Below are 18833 nucleotides of genomic sequence, written 5' to 3'. Positions count from 1 at the left end.
CCATGCCTGACGTACCCGAAGTCCTGCACACGACCGAGAACGCGGTCACGCACATCACGCTCAACCGCCCCGAGGCGATGAACGCCCTCACCTGGGACCAGCGCGAACACATCATCGGCCTCCTGGCGGAGGCATCGGCGGATCCAGCAGTCCGGGCCGTGGTCATCACGGCCACCGGCAAGGGCTTCTGCGCGGGCGCGGACCTGCGCGGGGCGCCGTCGACGGGTGACCGGGTGGCGGGGGACGTGGCCCGTACGATCCGACGCGGCGCCCAGCGGTTCATCGCGTCGATCCTGGACTGCGAGAAGCCGGTGATAGCGGCGGTGAACGGGACGGCGGCGGGCATAGGCGCGCACCTGGCCCTGGCCTGCGACCTGGTGATCGCCGCGGAATCGGCGCGCTTCATCGAGGTGTTCGTACGGCGGGGCCTGGTGCCGGACGGCGGCGGCGCGTACCTGCTGCCGCGCCTGATCGGCCCGCAGCGGGCGAAGGAGCTGATGTTCTTCGGGGACGCACTGCCGGCGACGGAGGCGGAACGGCTGGGCCTGGTGAACCGGGTCGTACCGGACGAGGACCTGGCGAAGACGGCGCGCGAGTGGGCGGAGCGCCTGGCACAGGGCCCGACGAGGGCGCTCACGCTCACGAAGCAGCTGGTGAACGCGTCGCTGGACTCGGACAGGTCGACGGCGTTCGCGGCGGAGGCGACGGCGCAGGAGATCAACATGACGACGGCGGACGCGAACGAGGGAGTGGCGAGCTTCGTGGAGCGCCGCACACCCAAATACCGGGGTCTCTGAACTCCCCTGCACCCCTTCCAATCTGACGCCCCGTCAGCTCTAATGGGAGATGTGATGGGACACGCAGGGATGGCGGAAGCGACCATCCGATACCTCAGGTCAGCAGGCGCCCCGGCGACGACGGGCCCGGTGGACCCACTCCCCCGCCCGGACCTCCGAGCGGTGGGAGACGACGAACGCCTACCGGTGGACCCGTCCGAATTCCGCCGGGTACTGGGCCACTTCGCGAGCGGCGTCACGGTGATCACGGCGTACGACGAAGAGGGCCCGACGGGCTTCGCGTGCCAGTCCTTCGCGTCCCTGTCCCTGGACCCGCCCCTGGTGGCGTTCATGGTGGGCCGTACGTCCACGACATGGCCCCGCATAGCCCGCGCGGGCGCGTTCTGCGTGAACATCCTGGGCGCGGACCAGGGCCCCCTGTGCCGCGGCTTCGCGGTGAGCGGCGCGGACAAGTTCGCGGGGGTGGACCACACCCCGGCCCCGGTGACGGGCGCCCCGCGCCTGGCCGGCGTACCGGCGTGGATCGACTGCCGGATCCAGACGGTGCACACGGGGGGCGACCACCTGATCGTGGTGGGTCGGGTGGAGGCGCTGGGCGGCACGGAGGACGAGGAGTCGGGGCCGCTGCTGTTCCACCGGGGCAGGTTCGGAGCGTTCTCGGAGTAGTGCCGGCATGCACTCGTCCGGGTGACCCCGTCCCGCTCGGGCTCGGCGCCGGCGCCGGACCGGGACCCTGTACCCCATGAGTGCGCACAGCAGTTGGGCGGAGATGCGACGCGTGGCGCTCGCCGACCCCGAAGCCCGGGACAGCTACGAAGCCGCGCGGCAACAGTACGAAGACGCGGACGCCGTCCGCGAAGAGCGCGCCGCGCCTCCGGAATCGGACCAACCGGCTCAGGACACGTAAGCGGCGCTCGCAGTGAAGACCGAAACCCAGATCAGGGTACCGACGAGCAGCGTCCGCCCGAGTGTGGGGCCCGGGCGCGCCTCGCGCACGCAATGCGCCGCCTCCCGCGCCAGCAGCCTTGTGCGCACAGCACGGCGGCCAGGCGGTAGGGACGATCCCCACCCGGGTCACGCCGCCGCGGCCACCACCAGCTGAGCCGCCGGCTTGCGGCGGATGACCAGGGCCATCAGGGCCGCCGCCGCGCACAGCGCGCCCGAGGTGTACCAGACCACGTCGTAGTTGCCGAAGACGTCCCGCGCCACCCCTCCCAGGTACGCGACCACCGCCGCGCCCACCTGGTGCGACGCCAGGACCCAGCCGAAGACGATCGCGCTGTCGTCGCCGAACTGTTCGCGGCAGAGCGCGATCGTGGGCGGGACGGTGGCGACCCAGTCGAGTCCGTAGAAGACGATGAAGAAGACCATCGGCGGGTGGACGGTCGGCGCGAGCAGGATCGGGAGGAAGAGCAGCGAGATGCCGCGCAGGGCGTAGTAGACGGCGAGCAGGCGGCGCGCGTCGAAGCGGTCGGTGAACCAGCCCGAGGCGATCGTCCCGATGACGTCGAAGACCCCGATCACCGCGAGGAGCGAGGCCGCGGCGGTGATGGGCATGTGGTGGTCGTGGGCGGCGGGGACGAAGTGGGTCTTGACCAGGCCGTTGGTCGAAGCACCGCAGATCGCGAAGGTCCCGGCCAGGAGCCAGAACGTGCCGGTCCTCGAGGCCTTGACGAGCACGCCGATCGCACGGCGGGCGGCGCCCGTCACGGGCGGGGGCTTGGGGACGAAGACCTCGGAGCCGTACGGGGTGGTGCCCACGTCCGCCGGGTGGTCGCGCAGCAGCAGCCAGACGAAGGGGACGACCGCGAGGGCGGCGAGGGAGACGGTGACCGCGGCAGGACGCCAGCCGTGGTGCTCGACCAGCCAGGACAGTACGGGCAGGAAGATCAGCTGCCCCGAGGCGCCGGCGGCGGTGAGGATGCCGGTGACGAGACCCTTCTTCTCCACGAACCAGCGGTTGGTGACGGTGGCGGCGAAGGCGAGCGCCATGGAGCCGCTGCCTAGGCCGACCAACACGCCCCAGAACAGGACCAGTTGCCAGGCGGCGGTCATCCACACGGTGAGCCCGGACCCGATGGCGATGACGGTCAGCGCGACGGCGACGACCTTGCGGATGCCGAAGCGGTCCATGAGGGCGGCGGCGAAGGGGGCGGTCAGTCCGTAGAGGGCGAGGTTGACGGAGACGGCGAAGCCGATGGTGCCGCGCGACCACTTGAACTCGTCGTGCAGAGGCTCGATGAGCAGCCCGGGGAGCGAGGCGAAGGCGGCGGCCCCGATGATCGTCACGAAGGTCACCACCGCGACGAACCAGGCACGGTGGATACGGGGCCGGGGTGCGCGGGGCAGGCCGGTGCCGGCGGCGGGGAGGTCGGTTGTCTGCGTCACGTCAATCAGCATCGGGGACGGCGGCGCCACGCGGTGAGTGGCCCGAAGGACAGCTGTCGTTAGGATCGGGCCACGGGGTGCGGAAACCCCATGGCCGGCAGCCAGGCCGTCCCCGTATCGTCGGCGGCTCCCCCGACCAGCAGCGACGAGAGCGACCCCGATGACCACCCGCCAAGCAACGACAACCCTGTGGCGCCCGACCGGCCCCAAGGAGCTGGACCTGGTCAAGGAGCTGAACTGGCGCGCATGGCCGCCCCGTCTGCCCGAGCAGCCGATCTTCTACCCGGTCATGAACGAGGACTACGCGATCAGGATCGCGCGGGACTGGAACGTGAGGTTCGACGGAGCCGGGTACGTGACCCGCTTCGAGGTCGAGACGGAGTTCCTGCGCCGCTATCCGGTGCAGCAGGCCGGGGGCCGCACGATCCTCGAACTGTGGGTCCCCGCGGAGGAGTTGGACGACTTCAACGACCACATCGTCGGCGATATCGAGCTGGTCCACGAGTTCCGCTGAGCGCGGTCCCCTCACCCCTTCCGCCGAAGATTCCGCACAGCCGGCACCGCGAACAGCACCCCGCACACCCCCACGTTGATCACCGCCCCCGCGATCAACACCTGCTTCATGCCCACCGCCTCCGCCACCGGGCCCGCCAGGGCGCGGCCCACCGCCAGCATGATCAGGGAGCCCGCCACGTCGTACGCGTGGATCCTGTTCAGCGCCTCCTGGGGGACGTGCGTCTGGACCGTCGTCGACCACATCACCAGCCAGTACGCGAACGCCGCGCCCCCGATGAAGAACCCCGCCGCCATCACCCCGAGCGGCACGTCGTACGCCAGCACCAGCACATTCGCGACGATCCCGAAGAGGGCGAACGTCCCCGAGTACAGAGGGCGTTGAGGGCGCAGGCGCATCGCCAGCAGCCCGCCGACCGCGTTGCCCGCCCCGTTCAGCGTCATCATCACGCCGAACATCGTCGAGCCGTGCCGCTCGGTCACCACCACCGCCTCCAGGGGGACCAGGGGGCCGAGCACCGTCACTCCGTACACCGTCCAGACCAGGATCACGCCCCAGAGCCAGCTCCGCGCCCTGAACTCCCGCCAGCCGCCCGCGATGTCGGCGAGGAACGACTCGCCCCGGACCTGGGCCACCGGCGCCAGGCGGATCATGAAGAGGCAGATGCCGCTCACCGCGAACGTGCCCGCGTTGACCCCGAAGACGACCCCCGGGCCGCCGAATCCGACCAGCGCGCCCGCCGCCGCCGGGCCCGCCATCGTGGTCAGGGACTCGGCCACGTTCAGCATCGCGTTGCCGCGCTGCACGTCCGGGACCATCTGCGGCAGCATGCTCGCGACCCCCGGCTGGAAGAGTGCCGCCGCGAGGCCGTTGAGCGCGCTCAGCGCGAAGACCAGCCACAGCGGGGGCGCGCCCGCCGCGAAGATCAGTGCCAGTACGACCGTTGCACCCAGCCGCACCGCGTCCGCCAGGACCATCATCCGGCGCGGGGTGAAACGATCCGCCAGCACCCCGCCCACGATCACGAACCCGGAGAAGCACACCATCCAGGCGCCCAGCGCGAACGAGACCGACGACGCCCCGTGGCCCGCGTCCAGGAGCCCGGCCGCGAGCGCCACCGGCACCATCCCGTCGCCGAAGCGGGCGATGGTGCGGGCCGTGAAGAAGTAGCGGAAGTTACGGTTCCAGAGTGTTTGCCCCGCTTCCTCCACCGGCTCGGCTATCGGTTCGGGAATGGTCTGGCTCGGCGCGCGCTTATCGGTCACGATGGCGATGAATATCAAGGACTGGTCTGGACCACCAGCCCATTCCACATACCGGGAGGAGTCACCCATGCGCCGACACCGCGTCGTCGTCCTCGCCCTCGACGGCCTCCTCCCCTTCGAACTCGGCATCCCCCAAAGGATCTTCGGGCTGGCACGGGACACAGACGGCAACCGACTCTACGAAGTCGTCACCTGCTCCGTCCGCCCGCCCGGCCCCGTCCAGACCGACGCCGACTTCGCCGTCCTCGTCGAGCACGGCCCCGAAGCCCTGGCCACCGCCGACACGGTCGTCGTCCCGGCCTCGTACGAACTCGGCCCCGTCCACGAGGAAGGCAGGCTCACCCCCGAGCTCGCCGCCGCCCTCGCCCACATCCGCCCCGGCACCCGCCTGGTCTCCATCTGCACCGGCGGCTACGTCCTCGCCGCCGCAGGGCACCTCGACGGCCGGCCCGCGACCACCCACTGGGCCTCGGCCGACCACTTCCAGCGGCTCTTCCCGACCGTACGGGTCGACCCCGACGTCCTGTTCATCGACGACGGCGACGTCCTCACCTCCGCCGGGGTCGCCGCCGGGATCGACCTCTGCATCCACATCGTGCGCCGCGACTTCGGTACGGCGGTCGCCAACGACGTCGCCCGGCGCACGGTCGTGCCCCCGCACCGGGACGGAGGCCAGGCCCAGTTCATCCAACGCCCGGTCCCCGAGCCCCAGTTGGCCACGACCACAGCCGCCCGCGCCTGGGCCCTCGCCCGCCTCCACGAGCCCATCCAGCTCCGCGACATGGCCGAACAGGAGGCGATGTCGGTCCGCACCTTCACCCGCCGCTTCCGCGAGGAGGCCGGCATCAGCCCCGGCCAGTGGCTGACCCAGCAACGCGTGGAACGCGCCCGCCACCTCCTGGAGTCCTCGGACCTCACCATCGACCAGGTCGCCAGGGACTCCGGCTTCGGCACCGCCCAGTCGATGCGCGCCCACCTGCAGTCCGCGCTGGGCGTCCCGCCGACGGTATACCGCCGCACTTTCCGTACGGCGGGAAGCCCCGCAGCCTGACCTCACACAGCGTGACCGCCCTCGCGGTCGCTGCGCGAACGGCTGCCCGGAACCTCCGCCCGAAGTAAAGATTGAACTTCGGAGGCAAAGGATCCACTTCAGTCCCGACAGCCCTCAACTGGCTTCTGCGCAGCATGCGCACAGCACCTGCCCCCAAGGCGCCACTGGTCAGGAAACTCCCACACCCAGGAAATCCGACATAACAACAGATTCCATTACGGTGCACGCCCAGTAAAGATCACACCATGGATCTGAGGTTCCTTTGAGGGTCTCGAGAAGGCGTCACCCTGAGCAACAAAGCCGCCCTTGAAACTCCATTGAGCCCACTGTTAGGTTCCTTCACAGGAAACACGCCCCAGTCGCATTCATCGGGCATCGACCCGAGGGCTGCGTTTTGCAGGGACGGGAAATGTGCACGTTTCCCCAACCTTCTACGCGATCCGCGAGGGGGACCGGCGTGATTTCCGTCGGAAGGGCTGACCACTCTTCCGGACTCTCCGCAGAAAGTGCTGACCACTCTTTCTGGCTTCACCTCATTGATTGCACATAAGTCGTTGAGCTGTGTGCAAAACGCACCGTTTCGCGAGCGAATCGATTCGAACGGTCTCTTCATGTCCTCGCGGGGACCTCCCCTGCCCGGACACACTCCAACACACCTCAATTCCATACAGAAGGCGAGCAAAGTGAACGCCAAGCGTCTCATCACAGGGGCGGTCATCACCGCCATAGCCGCGACCGGGGCCGCCGGTCTCGGGGCGCCCAGTGCGTCGGCCACCTCGCTGCCTCAGCAGAAGGCAGCTGCCCAGCAGTCGGTCGCCACCGCGACCGTCGTCAACGACGGTGTGCAGCCGCAGTTCTGGCACGCCGTCGCCCAGAGCGTCGTCGCAGCAACCGCCATCAAGGCCACCGAGGCCGCGGTGAAGGTCACGACGAAGGTCAGGTCCTCATCCAGCGACTCGTCGTCCTCGTCGAGCGGCGGACCCGCCACCAGCCCGAACGGACTGCACGGGATCATCCCGGGCGACGCCCAGTACGACGCCAACTGAACGGCCCACCGGAGCCGACTGATCTGCCGGCTCCGGTAAGTAGGTCACGCACCACCTGAAAGCGTGCCCGGCGGTCTCCCCCGCCGTCGGGCACGCCGTCGCCCCGACTACAGGAAGACCCCCACTCAGAATGGAGGCGCCCCCATGAAGCCCTTCGGGCGATCCCCCAACAGCACAGGTGGCGGCCCGGCATCAGCACCCGAGTACGCGATATCGCCACGCCTGCGGATACTCACCGCTCTTGCGCTGATACCGGTAGCGCTGTACACGGTCGCCTGCCTCGCCTTCAACGCACCCGACTCACCGGTCAAGTCCCGCGTGCAGGGCCTGACCAACAGGGCCATGCAGCCCTACTTCTGGCAGGACTGGCAACTGTTCGGACCCACACCGGGCAGCAACAACGATCTGATCTACATGACCGTACGCATGAAGTCCGCAGGGTCGAACAAGATCGTGGAGACGACTCCCGTGGAGATCGAGGACGCGATCGACCGCACCCCGCGCAAGTTCCCGCTCAATCCGACCAAACTCCCCGGTCTTCCACTGGCATTCGATGCGGCAGCCAACCGCTACGCCGGCGCAGTGACGAACTTCAAGAAGCTTCCCGAGGCCGATCGCAAGTCAGCACAGGACCTTCTGGACAAGCAGTACGCACCGGAGTTCAAAGAACTCCAGCGATTTCTTTCCTCGCAGGCCGAGTCGATGTATCCGGACGCGCAGGTCATGTCGGTCCGGGCCACGTTCAAGGTCAAGGCGATGACCCCCTTCTCTGCACGATACGCAAACCCGAAGCCCAAGGAATCAGCGAAGGCCATTCTGGAGACGTCATGGATGAATTACGTTCCGGGGGTGGCCGGGTGATCCGCGGATGGACGGAGGCGGGCCTCGCGCGGGTGGATGCCGGACTGCTGCGCATGGCGAGCCAGAAGAATCGCCTGATTGGAATCGCGCTCCTGCGCATCGTAATCGGTCTTGCCACGGTCATGTACTGTCTTGCCGACTATGGAAACCGGCGATTCCTATGGGGACCCGATTCCTACAACTCGATCGAGACCGCGAAGGCAGCGCTGTCGCATGGGAGTTTCTCACTTTTCCTCGTCAGCCACTCCACAGTGTGGTTCGAGATCGTGTTCCACGCCACCATCCTGGTATCGGCCGTCTACATGGTGTACGGCGGCAGAGCGCTCACCTTCGTACAGGCCGTACTCATGTGGTCCTTGCACAACCGGAATCAGGATGTGCTCGAAGGCGGTGACAACCTCGCCCAGATCCTCATCATCTTCATGGTCTTCACGGTGTCCAACGCATACTTCGCCCCAGGTGCGAAGCAGCGCCGTTCCCGGTTGCTGGATCACACCGCCCCTTCCCTGCCGACAGTCCTGCACAACCTGGCGGCCTATTTGATCGTCTTCCAGACGGCCGTCCTCTATCTCGCTGCCGGCTATTGGAAGATCACGGGCAAAATGTGGCAGGACGGCGTCGCCATGTACTACATCAGCCGGCTCACCGGCTTTCAGATATGGCCTGCCTACGCCCACCTGATGAGCAACGCGTATGTCACCACCGCCGTCAGCTACTTCACCATCTTCTTCGAGCTGGCCCTCCCCTTCGCGATCCTGTCCGCGCGCGGCTGGGTACGCAAGGCCAACACCTTGGCGCTGGAGAGCATGCACCTGGGCATCATGGTCTTCATGGGACTCGTGTGTTTCGGCCTGTTGATGATCGGCGCAGACTGCACCTGTCTGCGTGACGAGGACTACCGGTCACTCAAAACGCGGGTCACTGCCCTCACTTCGCGCTTCGCCTCACCAGTACGTCCGACCGCACTGGCCGGAACCGCCACAGGCGTGGACACCGCCCTGGGGACAGGCGGACCTCACACCGGTGAAGCCGATGCGCGATCCTGACCACACCGAAGCAGCGCGCGCGCTGGAACGATTCCTGCGCGCCGATCCCGAGCAGTGGGACCGGGCGGCGCCTCTCGTCCTGGCAGCTGTCGGCGAGGAGCGGCTCCGCGCGATCGTGACGGCCACCAAGCACCAGGTGGGGAAGGTCGACAAGGTCGTCGACACCCCCGACGGACTGGTGGTGAACGGACAGGACGGGCAGGTTCTGGCCTTTGCCCAGGCGGACGAGGCCGGGACTCTGGTCCACCTGCGCATCGCCCCCGGGCCGTACCGGCCGCCCCGATTCCGCATCCCGCCGGGATGGCGCGGCGCCGCAGGATGGATCATCTGGTGTCTGCTGCTGTCCGCACGCATCGGGTCGTGCTGGAGCGCCCCGTCCGTGAGCGCCTGGGCTGCCGACGTCATCGTCGTGGGCGCCGCCTATGTGGTTCTGGAGGGCCTCTTCACGCCCGCCCGGTTGCCCTGGTGGATCCGCAGGCCGGTCGAAGCGGGAGCGCTGGTTGCGTTGCTGTCCGCAGGGCGTCTCCCGCAACTCCCCGCGGGCCGGGCGCATATGGATCTCGCCGTCTCCCTGGCCCTGTTGACGGCCTGCACCGGGTACCTGCTGTGGGCGCGCCGGTACCGCTGGGGCACGCCGTTGTCCGCACCTCTCCACTTCCCGCTGCGCGAGGGGAAATGGCTCATCGTCCAGGGCGGCGGCCCGGGTCTCAATCACCATCGGTCCCAGCCGGAGCAGCGCGGGGCTCTCGACGTCATCGCGATCGGAGCGCGAGGGGCACGGCTCCGGTCCGACACGTCGCCGGACTCGTACCGGATCTACGGCGCGGAGCTGTACGCCCCCTGTGACGGGGACGTGGTGTCCGCAGTCGACGGCTACGGGGACCAGGTCCCTGGAGCCGCGCGGTACGAACCCCCGTACGGCAACCATGTGTTCATCGATACGGGCAGTGAGCTGGTGAAGATCGCGCACATGCGGCCCGGCACCGTCGCGGTGTCCACCGGCGATCGGGTCCGCACCGGTCAACTGCTGGGCCAGGTCGGCAACTCCGGCAATACCACCGAACCGCATCTGCACATCCATGCGGAGCGCGACGGCGTAGGTCTTGACCTCAGGTTTGCCGGCGTATCCGGAACCCTCCGTCGAGGACGCGCGCTGCGCATCTGACGCCTCCACGCATTCACCGACCCGCGTGCTTCTTCATGATCTGTCGTCAACGACGGCACCTCCATGTCCGTTTCCCGGAAAGGCATTCCGTGTCATCCCACCCCCCGCACTTCCGAATACGTCCAGGCGCCCTCGCCGCAATGGTCTGTACGGCGCTCCTCGGTGCCGCCCTCGCCGGGCCGTCCGCGCGCGCCGATGCTCCAACCGTCCACCGCCACGTCCTGGCCGGCTCTCGGCCCGGATATGCCACCGCATCGGCTGACGAGGGGCCGGTCCCCAGCGAACAGCGCCTCACGGCCCGGCTCCATCTCGGTTCCCGCGACCCGGCAGGACTGGCCTCCTTCCTCAAGTCAGTGACCGACCCCAGGAGCCCCGGCTACCGTCGATTCCTCACACCCGACCAGTACCGCGGACACTTCGCCCTCGGCCCCCAAGAGCACCTGGCCATCGCCACGTGGCTCACCGGTGCAGGGCTCACCGTCACCCGGGACACGCCGCACTACATCGAGGTGTCCGGACCGGCGAAGTCCATGCAAGAGGCGGTGGGAAGCTCCTTCCACCGCTACAAAACTGCCCAGGGCGACATCGTCAGCGCCCCGACGGACGACATCAGTGTTCCCGCGGCCATAGGGGCCGACGTCGTCGCCGTTTCGGGACTGTCCGTCCCCTCGGCGGCCCACCCCCTGTCCACGCGTGCCACCGCGCCGGAAAGCACCTCCACCGCATGCTCCACGCACTTCGGACAGAAGCCGGCAGCTGGTCTGCCGTCCGCGTACGGCAGACCGACCACGTACTCTCCGTGCCCCTACGTGCCCGCGCAGCTCCGCCGCGCATACGGCGCTGGCGGTCCCGGCGCGTCCGGCAAGGGCACCACCGTTGCCATCGTGGACGCCTACGGGTCCTCCACCATGCCGGCCGACGCCGATCGCTTCGCCCGGTCCACCGGAGACCTTCCCTTCCGGCCCGGCCAGTACCGCCAGCAGGTCACACCGGAGAACTGGACCGGGGAAACGGCCTGTGCACCACCCGAGACCTGGGCCGGGGAGCAGGCTCTGGACGTGGACATGGCCCATGGACTCGCACCGGACGCCAACGTTCTCTACGTCGGCGCCAACTCCTGCCTGGACGATGACCTCATGGATGCGGAGGCCTCCGTCATCGACCACCGACTGGCCGACTCCATCTCCAACTCCTGGGCAGAGATCATCCATTCGGATCCCGGCCATCTGACACCGGACCTGGTCAGCGCCTGGAACCTGCTGTTCGAGCAGGCGGCAGCCGAAGGGATCGGCGTGTACTTCGCCGCTGGAGACTGCGGCGACTCATCCCCCGGGGCAGCAGAGACAGGAGTCAACTGCGATGCCAAGACCACGACGGCTCAGGCCGACTTCCCCAGCGGATCACCGTGGGTCACCTCCGTGGGAGGCACCACACTCGCCCTGGACCGGCGCGGAGAATACGCCTGGGAGACCAGCATGGGTGACGAGTTGTCGATCCTCACCGGCGAGGGCGACCAGCAGGCCTGGGGTCCCGTGCCCGGGGTATTCGCGTTCGGCGGCGGAGGAGGTCTCAGCGACTTCCCCGAGCCGTGGTACCAGCACGGCCGTGTCCCCTCCCCCGCCGTCGGCGCGCACGCTCGCAGGTCAACTCCTGACGTGGCGATGGAAGGCGACGGGGCCCTGCCCGTCCTGGTCGGACTGACCGACGCCGGACAGTTCCAGCTCGTGGGCTTCGGCGGCACCTCCGCGGCAACCCCGGCCTTCGCCGCTGTGCAGGCCGACGCGCAGCAGGAGGCCGGTCGTCCGCTCGGATTCGCGAACCCGCTGCTGTACTTCCTCGGTAGTTCGCCGGCCTTCCGCGATGTCACTGACCAACCACCAGCCGCGGGCCACGGGCCGCTTGCCGTCGTACGGGACTACGGTCCCTCCGACGGCGATCAGCAGCGCTACATCCTCTACACATTGGGCCGGGACTACGGCCTGCACGCCGGCCCGGGCTACGACTACGCCACGGGGCTCGGTTCTCCCTCGCCCGCATATCTCCAGAGGTTCCGGCGCACTGGAAGGCATGCGCAATGACCGAGGACGCGATCGTGGTCGGCGCCGGCCCCAACGGGCTGGCCGGCGCCGTGGCCCTGGCCCAGCAGGGGCTCTCGGTCACCGTGCTGGAGGCAGCCGACACCATTGGCGGAGGCGTTCGCACGAGTGAGCTCACTCTTCCCGGACTCCTTCACGACCACTGCGCCGCCGTCCACCCCATGGCCACCGCTTCCCCCTTTCTTCGATCACTCGCACTGGAGCGGCACGGGCTTGAGTGGCGCCGAGCCGAGATCGACCTGGCGCACCCACTCGACCGAGGCCCTGCAGCAGTGCTGCAACGTTCGCTGGACGACACCGCACGCGGTCTCGGCCGAGACGGAGCCGCATGGCGGCGTCTCTTCGCTCCGCTGTCGCATCATTTCGACGCCCTGGCCGCCGAGTTGATGGGACCTCCGCTCCACCTGCCCCGACACCCCGTGGCTTTCGCCCGTTTCGGCGTCCTCGCCCCTCGCACCGCGACCGCGGTCGCGAACCGCTGGGACGCTCCCGGGACTCGAGCCCTGTTCGCCGGCGTCGCCGCGCACGCGGTGCGCCCGCTGTCGGCACCCGGAAGCGCCGCCATCGCGCTCATGCTCATAGCAGCCGGGCATCGCTTCGGCTGGCCAGTTGCACACGGCGGCTCTCAGGCTGTCGCCCATGCCCTGGCTGCCCGCCTGCATGAACTCGGCGGGACCGTTCAGACCGGGGTCAGGGTACGCACCCTGAGCGAACTGCCCCCCAGCCGTGTCACCTTGCTCGACACAACCCCGCTCGCCGCTCTCTCCCTGTGCGGCGATCGACTGCCCGTGCGTACTCAGCGCGCTTACGCCCGCTGGGCACACGGGCCGGCGGCCTTCAAAGTCGACCTGGCCGTCGAGGGTGGAGTGCCGTGGCGTGACGAGGCCTGCCGACGCGCCGGGACCGTGCATCTGGGTGGCACGTTGGAGGAAGTTGCCCATGCGGAGTGGGCCGTCGCGCACGGCCGCATGCCCGAACGCCCTTTTGTTCTTGTCTCTCAGCAGTACCTCGCCGACCCCGTACGGTCGTTCGGAAACGTCCACCCCGTCTGGGCCTACGCGCACGTACCCCACGGCTACACCGGTGACGCCACCGAAGCCGTATGGGGACAATTGGAACGCTTCGCGCCGGGAGTCCGCGAGCATGTCCTCGCTCACGCAACCATGTCCCCCGCTCAACTGGAGTCCTACAACGCCAACTACGTCGGCGGGGACATTCTCAATGGCGCCAACACCATCCGGCAGATGACGCTGCGACCGCGCGTCGCACTGGATCCCTACAGCACTGGAATACCTGGGGTCTTCCTCTGCTCTGCGGCGACCCCACCCGGCCCCGGCGTCCACGGAATGTGCGGCTACCACGCCGCTCGTTCGGCCTTGCGTCACCTTGGCCTGCCGAAGCTGCCCGCAGAGCACCCCTGAGGGGCGAGCCGCACCCGTCCCCGGCCGGCGTTGCATCACCCCAGCAGCTGCACCCCCGGCCGGTCCGACCGCACCCGCAGGCGGGCCAGCGTGCTCGCGGTCGCCGTCGGCTGCACCACCGTCGAGACGATCCGGACCTGCGCCTCCACCGACATCCGGCCGATGTCGAAGAGGTGGTAGCCGCGGTGGGCGTCGATCAGTTTCCAGTGCGGGTTGTCGGGCTTCAGCGGGTTCCAGTACGCGTCGAACGCCGCCAGGTCCTGGTCGCCGTTGCTGGAGATGGACGTCCCGACGAACTCCGCGCCGACGACCGCCGACGACGGGTCCGCGTAGTCCTTCTTCAGGTCGCTGATCATCGTCAGGTGGCGGTCGCCGGAGAGGACGAGCGGGTTGCGTACGGACTGGAAGTCGGCCAGCAGCGCGTTGCGTTCGGTCTGGTAGCCGTCCCACGCGTCGTAGAACCAGAGCTTCCCGTCGCCCTGCTGCAGATCCGTCTCGGCCATCATGATCTGCGAGGCGATCACGTTCCAGCGGGCGGGCGAGCGGTGCAGGCCGCGCAGCAGCCAGTCCTTCTGCTCGGCGCCGAGCATGGTCATCAGCGGGTCCTGCGCGCCGGCCTGTGTGGTGGCCTGGTCGCTGCGGAACTGGCGGGTGTCGAGGACGTTGAGGCGCACCAGGCGGCCGTAGTCGAAGCGCCGGTACATCTGGATGTGCGGGCCGTTGGGGATCGCGCTCGCGCGGACCGGCATGTGCTCGTAGTACGCCTGGAAGGCCGCGGTCATGCGCGCCACGAACGCGTCGTGCGGCTGCTTCGTCGGGTCCTGCGGGACCTCGCCCGCCCAGTCGTTGTCGACCTCGTGGTCGTCGAAGGTGACGACCCAGGGGGCGTGCGCGTGCATGGCCTGGAGGTCGGGGTCGGTCTTGTACTGGGCGTAGCGGTTGCGGTACTGCTCCAGGCTGTACGGCTCCCCCGTCCCCTCGTGGACGCGGACCGATGCGGCGGCGGGCGCGGACTCGTAGATGTAGTCGCCGACGAAGAGGACGAGGTCGGGGTTCTGGGCCTTCATGTCGGCGTACGGGGTGAAGAACCCGTTCTGCCAGTTCTGGCAGGAGGCCAGCGCGACGCGCAGCCCGCTGCCGGAGGAGTACGGGTGCGGGGCCGTGTGGGTGCGGCCGGTGGGCGAGATCTGGCCGTCGCAGCGGAAGCGGTACCAGTACTCGCGGCCCGGCTCCAGGCCGCGCGCGTCGGCGTGCACGCTGTGTCCGTACGCGGGGAGCGCCTGGGCGACGCCTTGGCGGACGATGCGCCGGAAGCGCGAATCGGCGGCGACCTGCCACTCAACGGCGACGGGGGAATCGGGCATCCCGCCGCCGTTCAGCGGGTCGGGCGCGAGGCGGGTCCACAGCACGACGGCGTCGGGCAGCGGGTCGCCGGAGGCCACGCCGAGCGTGAACAGGCCGTCCGGGAGGGCGGGTTGGGCGGCGGCGTACGAGGTGGTGGCGAGCGGAAGCGTCGAAACGGCCGCCACCCCGAGGGCGGCGGCCGATCCGGCCAGGAAACGGCGGCGGTCGCCGCCTCTTGCACCTCTTGCACGTATGTCGGACATCCGGGACAACTCCCTTGTTCCGTGGGCCTCTTGGTGCGCAAGAGGCTCACAGAACCACGGAGCCCTCCCGTTGAACAACGCGTGTACAGGACATGATGCCTGCCGCAATGAGTCGATTCAGTCCAGACGATTCAGTCGGTGTGCGCGACCGGGCAGCCGCCCGTCATCTGGCCGAGGAACGCGTTCGGGTCGTAGAAGTGCTCGACCTCGAGGAGCTTCAGCTCGTCGCTCACCTTGGCGATGGAGACGCCGAACATCTCGATCTTCTTGCCGTCGGGCTGGAATCCCTTGTACTCGCCCTCGAAGGAGCCCCAGTGGCGCCACTTGAAGGCGACGACCGGCGGAGGCGAGAGGACCTCGAGCACCTCCCAGTAGAAGCCCTCGGGGAAGGCGGTGTGGAAGACGTGGTGCGAGGACTCGAAGGTCTCCTCGCCGTAGAAAATGCTGTCCCCGATGAGGATGTTGTAGCTGCCGCGGTCCACGATCTCGGCCGCGTCCGCCCAGGCACCGCCATTGATCCGGGTCCGGAACTTCTCCGTGACCATGGATACCCAGGTGGCTGGATCCGCCTTGTGCGAGACCTCCATCTCGAAGACCTGCACGATCGATTCGACGATCGCCTCCAGCGACCCGGGGGCGTGCTCGGTCGTCCGCTGCCCGGGCATCACCGTGTGCGAGAGGTGATAGTCCGGGACTTCTTCGCGCCAGTCGTCGGGGGACGCGGCGGCGATGACCGCGTCGCGTCCCTGGAGCCACAGAGGAGTCGGGGCCTGAGTCATGGAGAGGATCCTCACCCAGTCAACCTTTGGCCACAAGTGCACGTTTGGTAATGGGTCTTCCCCGACTCCCTTATGGATCACATGAATTGAGGGTGCATCAGGGTCACCCGAAGGTGAGAACCCCCCTGGCCACACGCCCGTGCTCGGCGTCGTCCGCCGCCTTCGCGAAGTCCTCGATCGGATATGTCTCGGTGACCAGCTCGTCCAGGAGCAGGGCTCCGCTCCGGTACAGCTCCGCGTAGAGCGCGATGTCGTGCTGCGGGCGCGAACTCCCGTACCGGCAGCCGAGGATGGACTTGTCCAGGAACATCCCGGCAGGGAGGAACGACGCCTCGGCGGTCGGCGCCGCCATCCCGAGGAGGATCGCCTGACCGCCCCGGTCGAGCAGGTCGATCGCCTGCCGTACGAGCGCCACATGGCCCACGCACTCGAAGACATGGTCGGCGCCGGTGGGCAGCACGTCCCGTACCGCATCGGCAGAGGGAAGGAACTCCGTCGCCCCGAACTGCCGGGCCACCGCCTCCTTGGCCGGATTGTTGTCGACGGCCACGATCCGGGTCGCGCCCGCGATGCGCGCGCCCTGGATGACATTGAGCCCGATGCCGCCCGTCCCGATGACGACGACGCTCTCGCCGATGGCGACCTTGGCGCGATTCAGTACGGCACCGACCCCGGTCAGCACCCCGCAGCCGATCAGCGCGGCCGACGTCAGCGGGATGTCGGACGGGATCTTCACCGCCTGCACGGCCTTGACGATCGTGCGCTCGGCGAAGGAGGAGTTGGAGGCGAACTGGAAGAGCTTCTGCGCGCCGCGCGAGAAGGGCTGCCCCGGCATCCCGATCGCCTTGCGGCACATGGTCGGCCGCCCGCGGTCGCAGTCCGCGCACGCGCCGCAGGCGGCGAGCGTGGAGAGCGACACATGGTCCCCCGGCGCCACGTGCGTCACGCCGGCGCCGACGGCCTCGACGACTCCGGCGCCCTCGTGCCCCAGTACGCAGGGCGCGGGGAAGGGGATCGTCCCGTCGATCACCGACAGGTCGCTGTGGCAGAGGCCGGCGGCGGCGACGTCCACGAGGACCTCGCCGGGTCCCGGGTCACGTATCTCCAGATCGTCGACGACCTGGGCCTGCTTGCCGTCGAAGACGACACCCCTCATCTCGGCTCCCTCGGTAGGCCGAGCACGCGCTCGGCGATGATGTTGCGCTGGATTTCGTCCGAGCCGCCGTAGATGGTGTCGGCCCGGGTGAAGAGGAACTGGCGTTGCTGTGCGTCGAGTTGGTACGGGTGGTCCGGGCTCCAGTCGGCGGGGCCGACGGCGGCACCGGCTCCGCGGACCTGCATCGCGAGCTCCCCGAGACGCTGGTGCCAGCCGCCCCAGAGGAGCTTGGCGACGCTGGGGGCGCCAGGGTCTCCGGCGTTCCCCAGGGTGCGGAGGGCGTTCCAGCGCATGGTGCGGAGTTCGGCCCACTGGCGTACGAGACGGTCACGGAGGACGGGGTCGTGGGTGGCGCCGGTGGATACGGCGGTGGTGATGACCTCGTCCAACTCGGCTGCGAAACCGATCTGTTGGACGAGGGTCGACACGCCGCGCTCCAGCGCGAGGAGCCCCATGGCGACCTGCCAGCCGTTGCCTTCGCCACCGACGACGCTTTCGGCGCGGGCGCCGTCGAAGAAGACCTCGTTGAACTCGGCGGTGCCGGACATCTGGCGGATGGGGCGTACGTCGATGAGGCCGGCGGGCTGGTCCATGGGGACGAGGAGGAAGGAGAGGCCGTGGTGGCGGGTGCTGCCCTTCTCGGTCCGGGCCAGCACGAAGCACCAGTCGGCGTCCTGGGCGAGGGAGGTCCAGATCTTCTGGCCGGTGACGCGGAAGGTGCCGTCGCCGTCTTTTTCGGCAAGGGTCCGGACGCTTGCCAGGTCGGAGCCGGCGCCGGGTTCGCTGTAGCCCTGGCACCAGAGTTCGTCGCCGCGGGCGATGGGGGGAAGGTAGCGCTCCTTCTGGGCGTCGGTGCCGTAGGCGATGAGGGTGGGGGCGAGGAGGTTCTCGCCGATGTGGCCCATGCGGGCGGGGGCGTGGGAGCGGGCGTACTCCTCGGCCCAGACGACCTGTTGGGTGAGGGTGGCCCGTCGGTTGCCGAAGCCGTCCTCGTTCCAACCGATGCCGATCCAGCCGCCTGCGCCCAGCTCCTGTTCCCAGCGGAGGCGGAGGTCGCCGGCTTCGTGTTCGCTGCCGGGGCCGCCGATGCCAGCTGCGCCGGCGAAGTCCCCGGTGAAGTGGGCTTCGAGCCAGGCGCGGGCTTCGGCGCGAAAGGCGACGTCCTCATCCCCGAGGGCGAAGTCCATGCTGGACCTCCTTCCGCTGCGCGGAGCCATGTCCCCAACCCCGCCCCTTCCCGAAACTCGGGGCGTCGCCCCGAGGCCCCACTGGGGCTCCGCCCCAGACCCCGCTCCTCAATCGCCGGAGGGGCTTGATTTTGCTGGTGAGAGCTTTGCAGGTGCGGGTACAAACGGCCGGTATGCAATCGGCTCGCGCGCAAACAGGCCGCGCACGAACAGCCCGCACTTTTGAGCCCACCTCAGGCAAATCCAGCCCGTCGAGGGGGTCCCCCCTGCTCGAGCGAAGCCGAGAGCTTGGGGGAGATTGAGGACAAGCGGCCGAAGGTCGCTTACGGGGTGCAGGGCCGGAGCCCCGCGAGCGGGGGCCCAGGGGCTCGCCCCGGTTCGCCCCACCCCTGGCAAGGGGGTCCGGGGTGCAACCCCGGTTTCGGGAAGGGGCGGGGTGGGGGAAATGCCCCGC

17 protein-coding genes are annotated in these 18833 nt (G+C 68.9%); 11 read left to right on the top strand and 6 right to left on the bottom strand.

Annotated elements, in window-relative coordinates; translation table 11 throughout:
• Positions 1 to 2 precede the first annotated feature (2 nt).
• From OG707_RS22720 to OG707_RS22710, 3 genes are all read left to right on the top strand, one after another.
• A complete protein-coding gene (locus tag OG707_RS22720) occupies positions 3 to 797 on the top strand; it encodes an enoyl-CoA hydratase/isomerase family protein (protein ID WP_329121145.1) in 795 nt (264 codons plus the stop codon).
• 42 nt (positions 798 to 839) lie between these two features.
• A complete protein-coding gene (locus OG707_RS22715) occupies positions 840 to 1463 on the top strand; it encodes a flavin reductase family protein (protein WP_443071368.1) in 624 nt (207 codons plus the stop codon).
• A 76-nt stretch (positions 1464 to 1539) separates the two neighbouring features.
• Positions 1540 to 1704, top strand: a complete 165-nt coding sequence (locus OG707_RS22710; RefSeq protein WP_329121143.1) for a hypothetical protein — start codon at positions 1540 to 1542, stop codon at positions 1702 to 1704.
• Positions 1705 to 1871: 167 nt separating this feature from the next.
• Here the strand turns inward: OG707_RS22710 and OG707_RS22705 are convergent, their stop codons facing one another.
• Entirely contained in the window at positions 1872 to 3197 is a 1326-nt protein-coding gene (locus OG707_RS22705) for an MFS transporter (protein ID WP_329121141.1), read from the bottom strand.
• 148 nt (positions 3198 to 3345) lie between these two features.
• Between OG707_RS22705 and OG707_RS22700 the strand changes: the two genes are divergently transcribed.
• Positions 3346 to 3699: a hypothetical protein gene (locus OG707_RS22700; RefSeq protein WP_329121139.1), complete on the top strand. Its 354-nt coding sequence runs from the start codon at positions 3346 to 3348 to the stop codon at positions 3697 to 3699.
• 11 nt (positions 3700 to 3710) lie between these two features.
• On the opposite strand, the gene OG707_RS22695 is transcribed toward OG707_RS22700, so the two are convergent.
• Positions 3711 to 4973: an MFS transporter gene (locus OG707_RS22695; RefSeq protein WP_443071492.1), complete on the bottom strand. Its 1263-nt coding sequence runs from the start codon at positions 4971 to 4973 to the stop codon at positions 3711 to 3713.
• A gap of 58 nt (positions 4974 to 5031) precedes the next feature.
• Here OG707_RS22695 and OG707_RS22690 point away from each other — a divergent pair, with 58 nt between their 5' ends.
• The 7 genes from OG707_RS22690 to OG707_RS22660 all read left to right on the top strand — a co-directional run bounded on the left by OG707_RS22690 (position 5032) and on the right by OG707_RS22660 (position 13650).
• Positions 5032 to 6015: a GlxA family transcriptional regulator gene (locus OG707_RS22690; protein WP_329121135.1), complete on the top strand. Its 984-nt coding sequence runs from the start codon at positions 5032 to 5034 to the stop codon at positions 6013 to 6015.
• A gap of 683 nt (positions 6016 to 6698) precedes the next feature.
• Positions 6699 to 7061 (top strand): hypothetical protein, encoded by a 363-nt coding sequence (locus OG707_RS22685; RefSeq protein ID WP_329121133.1) that lies wholly within the window; start codon positions 6699 to 6701, stop codon positions 7059 to 7061.
• Between the two features lie 144 nt (positions 7062 to 7205).
• Positions 7206 to 7922, top strand: a complete 717-nt coding sequence (locus OG707_RS22680; RefSeq protein ID WP_329121131.1) for a DUF5819 family protein — start codon at positions 7206 to 7208, stop codon at positions 7920 to 7922.
• Entirely contained in the window at positions 7889 to 8968 is a 1080-nt protein-coding gene (locus OG707_RS22675) for a hypothetical protein (RefSeq protein ID WP_329121129.1), read from the top strand. The genes OG707_RS22680 and OG707_RS22675 overlap by 34 nt, the downstream gene beginning before the upstream one ends.
• A complete protein-coding gene (locus OG707_RS22670) occupies positions 8955 to 10133 on the top strand; it encodes a M23 family metallopeptidase (RefSeq protein WP_329121127.1) in 1179 nt (392 codons plus the stop codon). Before OG707_RS22675 ends, OG707_RS22670 begins: the two co-directional genes overlap by 14 nt.
• Positions 10134 to 10273: 140 nt before the next feature.
• Positions 10274 to 12211 (top strand): S53 family peptidase, encoded by a 1938-nt coding sequence (locus OG707_RS22665; RefSeq protein ID WP_329121125.1) that lies wholly within the window; start codon positions 10274 to 10276, stop codon positions 12209 to 12211.
• Positions 12208 to 13650, top strand: coding sequence for a phytoene desaturase family protein (locus tag OG707_RS22660; RefSeq protein WP_329121123.1), 1443 nt, complete (start codon positions 12208 to 12210; stop codon positions 13648 to 13650). Before OG707_RS22665 ends, OG707_RS22660 begins: the two co-directional genes overlap by 4 nt.
• 35 nt (positions 13651 to 13685) lie before the next feature.
• Here OG707_RS22660 and OG707_RS22655 read toward each other — a convergent pair whose 3' ends face one another.
• From OG707_RS22655 to OG707_RS22640, 4 genes are all read right to left on the bottom strand, one after another.
• Complete coding sequence (locus OG707_RS22655) at positions 13686 to 15257, bottom strand: alkaline phosphatase D family protein (protein ID WP_329121121.1); 1572 nt, start codon at positions 15255 to 15257, stop codon at positions 13686 to 13688.
• A 131-nt stretch (positions 15258 to 15388) separates the two neighbouring features.
• Positions 15389 to 16036, bottom strand: coding sequence for an ester cyclase (locus tag OG707_RS22650; RefSeq protein ID WP_329121119.1), 648 nt, complete (start codon positions 16034 to 16036; stop codon positions 15389 to 15391).
• Between the two features lie 103 nt (positions 16037 to 16139).
• Positions 16140 to 17192 (bottom strand): Zn-dependent alcohol dehydrogenase, encoded by a 1053-nt coding sequence (locus tag OG707_RS22645; RefSeq protein WP_329121116.1) that lies wholly within the window; start codon positions 17190 to 17192, stop codon positions 16140 to 16142.
• A complete protein-coding gene (locus tag OG707_RS22640) occupies positions 17189 to 18379 on the bottom strand; it encodes an acyl-CoA dehydrogenase family protein (RefSeq protein ID WP_329121114.1) in 1191 nt (396 codons plus the stop codon). Before OG707_RS22640 ends, OG707_RS22645 begins: the two co-directional genes overlap by 4 nt.
• Positions 18380 to 18833 lie beyond the last annotated feature (454 nt).

Origin of the sequence: Streptomyces sp. NBC_01465, from assembly GCF_036227325.1 — a bacterium.
GTDB lineage: Bacteria > Actinomycetota > Actinomycetes > Streptomycetales > Streptomycetaceae > Streptomyces.
The sequence above is the reverse complement of the archived record's forward strand: the minus strand, read 5'-3'. Positions and strand labels throughout refer to the sequence as shown.

Bases quoted from the DNA above. Each gene is read 5' to 3' on its own strand.
- OG707_RS22675 (WP_329121129.1), top strand. From the start codon at position 7,889: ATGGATGAATTACGTTCCGGGGGTGGCCGGGTGATCCGCGGATGGACG.
- OG707_RS22705 (WP_329121141.1), bottom strand. From the start codon at position 3,197: ATGCTGATTGACGTGACGCAGACAACCGACCTCCCCGCCGCCGGCACC.
- OG707_RS22700 (WP_329121139.1), top strand. From the start codon at position 3,346: ATGACCACCCGCCAAGCAACGACAACCCTGTGGCGCCCGACCGGCCCC.
- OG707_RS22655 (WP_329121121.1), bottom strand. From the start codon at position 15,257: ATGTCCGACATACGTGCAAGAGGTGCAAGAGGCGGCGACCGCCGCCGT.
- OG707_RS22660 (WP_329121123.1), top strand. From the start codon at position 12,208: ATGACCGAGGACGCGATCGTGGTCGGCGCCGGCCCCAACGGGCTGGCC.
- OG707_RS22650 (WP_329121119.1), bottom strand. From the start codon at position 16,036: ATGACTCAGGCCCCGACTCCTCTGTGGCTCCAGGGACGCGACGCGGTC.
- OG707_RS22690 (WP_329121135.1), top strand. From the start codon at position 5,032: ATGCGCCGACACCGCGTCGTCGTCCTCGCCCTCGACGGCCTCCTCCCC.
- OG707_RS22640 (WP_329121114.1), bottom strand. From the start codon at position 18,379: ATGGACTTCGCCCTCGGGGATGAGGACGTCGCCTTTCGCGCCGAAGCC.
- OG707_RS22680 (WP_329121131.1), top strand. From the start codon at position 7,206: ATGAAGCCCTTCGGGCGATCCCCCAACAGCACAGGTGGCGGCCCGGCA.
- OG707_RS22715 (WP_443071368.1), top strand. From the start codon at position 840: ATGGGAGATGTGATGGGACACGCAGGGATGGCGGAAGCGACCATCCGA.
- OG707_RS22710 (WP_329121143.1), top strand. From the start codon at position 1,540: ATGAGTGCGCACAGCAGTTGGGCGGAGATGCGACGCGTGGCGCTCGCC.
- OG707_RS22645 (WP_329121116.1), bottom strand. From the start codon at position 17,192: ATGAGGGGTGTCGTCTTCGACGGCAAGCAGGCCCAGGTCGTCGACGAT.
- OG707_RS22720 (WP_329121145.1), top strand. From the start codon at position 3: ATGCCTGACGTACCCGAAGTCCTGCACACGACCGAGAACGCGGTCACG.
- OG707_RS22670 (WP_329121127.1), top strand. From the start codon at position 8,955: ATGCGCGATCCTGACCACACCGAAGCAGCGCGCGCGCTGGAACGATTC.
- OG707_RS22665 (WP_329121125.1), top strand. From the start codon at position 10,274: ATGGTCTGTACGGCGCTCCTCGGTGCCGCCCTCGCCGGGCCGTCCGCG.